7 protein-coding genes are annotated in these 6,467 nt (G+C 64.9%); 4 read left to right on the top strand and 3 right to left on the bottom strand.

What is annotated here, in order from left to right; genetic code table 11:
* On the top strand, positions 1-402 hold a 402-nt coding region (locus MXAZACID_RS04685), incomplete at its 5' end, for a hypothetical protein (protein ID WP_008492964.1).
* A 4-nt stretch (positions 403-406) separates the two neighbouring features.
* On the opposite strand, the gene MXAZACID_RS04680 is transcribed toward MXAZACID_RS04685, so the two are convergent.
* Positions 407-901, bottom strand: coding sequence for a hypothetical protein (locus MXAZACID_RS04680; protein ID WP_008492963.1), 495 nt, complete (start codon positions 899-901; stop codon positions 407-409).
* 150 nt (positions 902-1,051) lie between these two features.
* Between MXAZACID_RS04680 and MXAZACID_RS04675 the strand changes: the two genes are divergently transcribed.
* Positions 1,052-1,675: a 2OG-Fe(II) oxygenase gene (locus MXAZACID_RS04675; RefSeq protein WP_008492961.1), complete on the top strand. Its 624-nt coding sequence runs from the start codon at positions 1,052-1,054 to the stop codon at positions 1,673-1,675.
* Positions 1,668-2,321 carry a 2OG-Fe(II) oxygenase gene (locus MXAZACID_RS04670; RefSeq protein WP_008492959.1) on the top strand — a complete coding sequence of 218 codons (654 nt, stop codon included), beginning with the start codon at positions 1,668-1,670 and terminating at the stop codon, positions 2,319-2,321. Before MXAZACID_RS04675 ends, MXAZACID_RS04670 begins: the two co-directional genes overlap by 8 nt.
* A 299-nt stretch (positions 2,322-2,620) precedes the next feature.
* Here the strand turns inward: MXAZACID_RS04670 and MXAZACID_RS04665 are convergent, their stop codons facing one another.
* Positions 2,621-4,078 carry an amino acid permease gene (locus tag MXAZACID_RS04665; protein ID WP_205619767.1) on the bottom strand — a complete coding sequence of 486 codons (1,458 nt, stop codon included), beginning with the start codon at positions 4,076-4,078 and terminating at the stop codon, positions 2,621-2,623.
* Between the two features lie 209 nt (positions 4,079-4,287).
* Entirely contained in the window at positions 4,288-4,905 is a 618-nt protein-coding gene (locus MXAZACID_RS04660) for a YjbE family putative metal transport protein (protein WP_008492957.1), read from the bottom strand.
* 96 nt (positions 4,906-5,001) lie between these two features.
* Between MXAZACID_RS04660 and purB the strand changes: the two genes are divergently transcribed.
* The gene (gene purB, locus MXAZACID_RS04655) at positions 5,002-6,333 is read left to right on the top strand and encodes an adenylosuccinate lyase (protein ID WP_008492956.1); all 1,332 of its coding nucleotides are present in this window, start codon (positions 5,002-5,004) and stop codon (positions 6,331-6,333) included.
* Positions 6,334-6,467: the final 134 nt, after the last annotated feature.

Below are 6,467 nucleotides of genomic sequence, written 5' to 3'. Positions count from 1 at the left end.
GGCCTCGCCGCCTGGCACGCGTTCGCCCCCTTCACCGGGCCTGACAGCGTGCGCGCCGCCGCCCGGCTGATCCGCGCCGCCGCGCCGCGCAGCCTGTATGTCTTCGATTCGCAGCCCATTCTCTACGCGCTGACCGGGCGGACGCCGCCGACGCGGTTCGTGCTGCCCTCCGAGCTGACCGGCCGGACCCTGCCTGGCGTCGCCCGGGTCAATCCGGCGCAGGAAGTGGCGCGGATTTTGGCGCAGCGCCCGCAGATCATCGCCACCCATAGCTGGCCGCCCGACCCGGCCACAACAAATCCGGATGTCTATACGGAACTGCACGCCGCCCTGGCCGCGCATTACCGGCTCTGGGCGCATGTCCCGGGCATAAACCTGTTCCTGCTGCGCCCCAGCCCCTGAGCATCTACCCCTTCAATAAATCCGACAATTTCGCGCAGGCGGCCTCGGCCTGCAAAGCCGCCTCGCGCAGCGCCGGTTCTTCGAAAAACGCCAGCCCGCGCAGCGCGATCATCCCAGCCGCCAGCCCCTTGGTCTCGATCAGCCGCGCCACCTCCTGCATGCCGCGCGCAACCTCGCTGGAGCGCAGCGGCGCGCCGAGAAATTCCAGCCCGGCCTTGCTGCCCACCGCCCAGCAGCGCCGCGCCCGGCGTTGCGCGCCGCCGGCCACCTGCAGCACCATCTCCTCCGGCAGATTGACCACGGTACCGAGATCCACCAGCGCGCCGGTATCGGATTCATCCAGCACCAGACAATCATAGACACCCTGCGCATAGCCTTCCCCGACCAGCAGCTTGGCGCTTTTGATCACGCCGAATCGCGGCGCCACGCGGCGTTCCGCCAGCAGCGCCTTGCTGAAGGCGGCGCTATCGAACGGGCTGGGGGATTTGCCGGAAAACATCTGGGAAGGCCTGTGGTCCAATCTTCGCTTCAGCCAGGATGCGGGGAAAAGCTTAATAAAGGCCAAATGCCGCCGGCCAGGCTTGATCCAGGTCAATGAGATAGGCGCGCAACGCGCCTAGCTCCGGCCTATCCCCAGACTGGATCTCCCATGCCGATTCTCGATCTCGACCGGTTCGCCCGGACCAAGCTGACCACCGCCCCGTTCAAGCATATGGTGGTGAGCGATTTCATCGCCGCTGATCAGAAACAGGCGGTGCTGCGGGATTTCGCCGCCATCGACCATGCCGGGCTGCTGCCGGTGGAAGCCACCCGCCCCGGCCCCAGCTTCACCGCCTTGATCGACGAGCTGACCGGGCCGGCGCTGACCCTGGCCGTCTCGCGCAAATTCGGCATCGACCTCACGGACCGCCCGACCATGGTGACCATTCGCGGCCGCGCCCAGGAGAAGGATGGGCGCATCCATACCGACAGCGAGACAAAGCTGATCACCGCTTTGCTCTATTTCAACGAGGAGTGGCAATCCCAGGGCGGGCGGCTGCGGCTGCTGCGCACGGCGGATGATCTCAACGACATCATCACCGAGGTGCCGCCCAGCCTGGGCACGCTGGTCGCCTTCCAGCGCAGCGATAATTCCTTTCACGGGCACGAACCCTTCGTCGGGGTACGGCGCTATGTGATGATCAACTGGATGGCCAGCGGCTTCTCCGCGCAGCGCGAGCTGATGCGCCACCGCCTCTCCGCCCAGGCCAAGCGCCTGCTCAATTATGCTTGAGCTGCCGGTTACCAGCGCCCTCCTCGCCAGCCTGGGCGCGGCCCGGGCGCGGGGCGCGCCCTATCCGCACTGGCTGCTCAGCCATGTGCTGCCCGAGGCGTTGCCTGAGGAAATCTGTGCCCTGCCGCTCGCCCCGCCCGCCATTGACGACACGCAGGGGCGGCGCGAGACGCATAATTCCACCCGGCTGTTTTTCGGCACCGCGGCACGGGCGGACTATCCGGCCTGCGCCGCCCTCGCCCGCGCCTTTCAAAGCCAGGAGGTCACTGACCGGCTGCAGGCCCTGACCGGCGCCAGGCTGCGCGGCAGTTTTTTGCGCATCGAATATTGCCAGGACCGCGATGGGTTCTGGCTGGAGCCGCATACCGATATCGGGGCGAAATTCTTCACGCTGCTGATCTATCTGAATGATCCGCCGGCGGGGGAGAATTGGGGGACGGATATCTATACAAGCCCGGAAGCCTGCCTCGGCCCGGCGCCGTCCGGGCGCAATCGCGGGCTGATCTTCGTGCCGGGGACGGATACGTGGCACGGGTTTGAGGCGCGCCGCATCACCGGGGTAAGGCGCACGCTGATCGTGAATTACGTGACGCCCGAATGGCGGGCGCGGCATGAGCTGGCCTACCCGGAGGCACCGATAGGGTAAGAGACTGTTTCAAAAGCCACTCTGGCGGCCGCCAAGCGGCGATTTGCTGTGCTCCGGTGCTCACGTACCTTAAGTACGCTCCGCTCCGGTGCTCGCAAATCACCACTTGGCGACTCACCATAGCGACTTTTGAAACAGCCTCTAAAAGTTTTTGGTGCAGCTTTTTTCAAAAAGCTGCGAAAAACGCCGGGGCGAATGCAACGCCGCCATCCCCCTCAGATCCTTCCCAAAAACTTTGTCCCTCTCAGCCAGGCCCCACCATCATTGGCAGGGGCCTGGATCGTCTCGGCCGCGAAGGTTCAGTCCTTCACTTCGGTATCGCCGAGCAATTCGGTCAGCAGCGCCGAGGGCGCGGTGGGGCTGAACAGCGCGGATTTCTTCAGCACGAACCAGCCCACCGCCAGGCAGATGATCACCAGCGGGATCAGCGCCACGGTGAAGGTGCCGTCCGGATAATCGAAGCCCATCAGCACCAGCACCGCCAGCAGGAAGGCGAGTGTCGCCCAGGAGGTCACCGGCGCGCCCGGCATGCGGAACTCCACCTTCGGCACGCTGCCCTTGGCCTGGGCCTGGCGCAGTTTCATCTGGCAGATGATGATGAAGGCCCAGGTGCTGAGAATGCCCAGCGAGGCGACGTTCAGCACGATCTCGAACACCTGACTCGGCACCAGATAATTCAGGATCACCCCGAAGAAATAGATCACCAGCGTGACCACGATGCCGCCATAGGGCACTTTCGAGCGGTTCATCTTGCCGACGAAATCCGGCGCCGAGCCGCCCATGGAGAGGGCGCGCAGCACCCGCCCGGTGGAATAGAGCCCGGAATTCAGCGAAGAGAGGGCCGCCGTCAGCACCACCAGATTCATGATGGTGCCGATGCCGGGCACGCCGAGCGAGCCGAAGAAGGTGACGAACGGGCTGGTGCCGGCCTTGTAGCTGCTCCAAGGCATCAGCAGCACCAGCAGCAACACGGAGCCGACATAGAAAATGCCGATCCGGTACATCACCGCGTTGATCGCCTTCGGCAGAATGCGCTTCACATCCTGCGCCTCGCCCGCTGCGGTGCCGACCAGCTCGATGCCGGCATAAGCGAAGACCACGCCCTGCATCAGCACCACCGCCGGCAGCAGACCATGCGGGAAGATGCCGCCATGATCGGCGATCAGATGCAGCCCGGTCGCCTGCCCGGCGACAGGATGGCCGATGAGGAGGAACACCACGCCGATGATCAGGAACAGCACCAGCGCCCCGACCTTGATCAGCGAGAACCAGAATTCCATCTCGCCGAACCAGCCCACCGCCATCAGATTCATCGCCCCGATGATCGCCATGGCGATGAAGGCGAACAGCCATTGCGGCACGCCATCGAACATATGCCAGTATTTCATATAGAGAGCGGCGGCGGTGGTATCGACGATGCCGGTCATCGCCCAGTTCAGGTAATACATCCAGCCGGCGATGAAGGAGCCGCGCTCGCCGAGGAATTCCCGCGCATAGGAGACGAAGCTGCCGGAGGTGGGGCGGTGCATCACCAGCTCGCCCAAAGCGCGCATGATGAAGAAGCAGAAGATGCCGCACACCGCATAGACCAGCGCCAGAGACGGGCCGGCCTGCTGCAGCCGTCCGCCGGCGCCGAGGAACAGGCCGGTGCCGATGGCGCCGCCAATGGCGATCATCTGCACCTGCCTTGGTTTCAGCCCCTTGTGGTAGCCTTCCTCATGGGAGTCCAGCCAGGCGCGCTTCTGCGCGGCATTCATGTCCTCGACCTTCATGGTTTCGGTGGGTTCGGTCCCCATGCGCTGTCCTTTTCAAATATTTTTGCTTCAAAGCGGAGCGCCACGGCGCCGGCGGCGGGGCCGTGGCTTATGTCAGAAAGCTGAACCGACCCGCTTCATTCTGCAAAGAGAATTTTAAGCATTGCGGCTCTTACGGTTAACGCGTCGATGAACTCTGCGTCACGCGCGGCTCAGTGCAGCACATGTGCCAGATGTGGCGCCAGATGCGGCGCCACCTGGTGCCAGCCGTCCCAGATCATCTCCAGGGCGACATAGGCGACGATGGCGATGCCGACCCAGGCCACCCAGGGGAAGCGCCGCATGATCCTGGCGACGAAGCTGGCCGCCACCCCCATCAGCGCCACCGAGACCACGAGCCCCACCGCCAGCAGCCAGGGATGGTCATGCGCCGCCCCGGCCACGGCCAGTACATTATCCAGGCTCATCGAGAGATCCGCGATGACGATCTTCCAGATCGCGGCGCGCAGGCTGGCAGGCGCGGCGCCGCCTGGTCCCTCTGGCGCATGCCGGTGCGCGTAAAGCTCGCGCGCGGATTTCCACACCACCCAGAGCAGCAGCAGCCCGCCGGCCAAAGTGAGCCCGATCACCGCCAGCAGCTTCAGCGCCAGCAGCGCGAAGATGATTCGGATGATGGTGGCGCCGCCAATCCCGGCCAGAATCGCCACCCGCCTTTGCTCCGGTGCCAGCCGCGCCACGGCGATGCCGATGACGATGGCATTATCCCCGGCCAGAACCAGATCGATCAGCAGGATCTGCACCAGGATGGCGGCAAGGCTGAGTATATCCATGCGCGGGAGGTGTCTCAGTCCGGCATGTCTTGTCAATGCGGACGCAACTGATTAGGCGAGGCGCAGATTTCCCCCGTTTCGCCGCAGGAGTGCCCGATGATCCCCCGCTATACCCGCCCCGAGGCCGCCGCCATCTGGACCCAGGAAAACAAGTACCGGATCTGGTTCGCGATCGAGGCTTATGCCTGCGAGGCGATGGCACAGGTGGGGGCGATCCCGGCCGAGGCGGCGAAGGTGATCCGCGAGAAGGGCGATGTGGCGATGGCCGCCTTCACCGAGGCGGATACCCAGGAGATCGACGAGATCGAGGCCGTCACCCGCCATGACGTGATCGCCTTCCTGACCTGGCTGGCCAAGCGCGTCGGCGAGGAAAGCCGCTTCGTGCATCAGGGCCTCACCTCCTCGGACGTGCTGGATACCTGCCTGGCGGTGCAGCTGACGCAAGCCGCCGACCTGCTGCTGGCGGATCTGGACAAGGTGCTGGCCGCGCTGGAGAAGCGCGCCAAGGAGCATAAATACACGCTCACCATCGGCCGCAGCCACGGCATCCATGCCGAGCCGACCAGCTTCGGCCTGAAGCTGGCCGGGCATTATGCCGAATTCGCCCGCAACAAGCAGCGTCTGATCGCGGCGCGCGCCGAGATCGCCACCTGCGCAATCTCCGGCGCGGTTGGCACCTTCGCGCATGTGGATCCGCGCGTGGAAGAGTACGTTGCCGAGAAGCTGGGGCTGGCCTCCGAGCCGGTCTCCACCCAGGTGATCCCGCGTGACCGCCATGCGGCGTTTTTCGCCACTTTGGGCGTCATCGCCTCCTCGGTGGAGCGTCTGGCGACCGAGGTGCGGCATCTGCAGCGCTCCGAAGTGCGCGAGGCGGAGGAATTCTTTCATGCCGGGCAGAAGGGCAGCTCGGCGATGCCGCATAAGCGCAACCCGGTGCTTTCGGAGAATCTCTGCGGCCTGGCCCGGCTGGTGCGCGCCGCGGTGGTCCCGGCGATGGAAAATGTGGCGCTGTGGCATGAGCGCGATATCTCGCACTCCTCGGTGGAGCGCGGCATCGGCCCGGATGCGACCGTGACCCTGGATTTCGCCCTGGTGCGCCTGGCCGGGATGATGGACAAGCTGACCATCTATCCCGAGCAGATGGCCGCCAATGTCGAGAGCCTGGGCGGGGTGGTGCATTCCGGCGAGGTGCTGCTGGTGCTGACCAAGGCCGGCTTCTCCCGCGAGGATTCCTACAAAATCATCCAGCGCAACGCGATGGCGACCTGGACCAGGCTGGGCCAGGCGGACGCCAAGAGCTTCCGCGAGAACCTGCTGGCGGATGAAGAGGTGGCGGCCCGGGTGCCGGTGGAGGCGATCGACAAGGCGATGAGTGCCGAGATGCACCACGCCCATGTGGATACCATCTTCAAGCGCGTGTTCGGCTGAAACCCGCCATAACGCTGCCATGATTCGGGTATGATGTTGGGCCGCGAAAATAAGGACGCGGCTTAAGCAACAAGGAAACCGAATATGATCAGTCCACGCATCACCGCCCGCCTGACCCTGGCCGCCGGCGCCCT

Origin of the sequence: Acidocella sp. MX-AZ02, assembly GCF_000306035.1 — a bacterium.
GTDB classification, from domain to species: Bacteria; Pseudomonadota; Alphaproteobacteria; order Acetobacterales; family Acetobacteraceae; genus Acidocella; species Acidocella facilis.
Note: the sequence above shows the minus strand (reverse complement) of the source record. Positions and strands in the feature narration are given on the sequence as shown.

Coding starts and splice junctions, on each gene's coding strand:
- MXAZACID_RS04680 (WP_008492963.1), bottom strand. CDS start 901: ATGTTTTCCGGCAAATCCCCCAGCCCGTTCGATAGCGCCGCCTTCAGC.
- MXAZACID_RS04675 (WP_008492961.1), top strand. CDS start 1,052: ATGCCGATTCTCGATCTCGACCGGTTCGCCCGGACCAAGCTGACCACC.
- MXAZACID_RS04670 (WP_008492959.1), top strand. CDS start 1,668: ATGCTTGAGCTGCCGGTTACCAGCGCCCTCCTCGCCAGCCTGGGCGCG.
- MXAZACID_RS04665 (WP_205619767.1), bottom strand. CDS start 4,078: ATGAATGCCGCGCAGAAGCGCGCCTGGCTGGACTCCCATGAGGAAGGC.
- MXAZACID_RS04660 (WP_008492957.1), bottom strand. CDS start 4,905: ATGGATATACTCAGCCTTGCCGCCATCCTGGTGCAGATCCTGCTGATC.
- purB (WP_008492956.1), top strand. CDS start 5,002: ATGATCCCCCGCTATACCCGCCCCGAGGCCGCCGCCATCTGGACCCAG.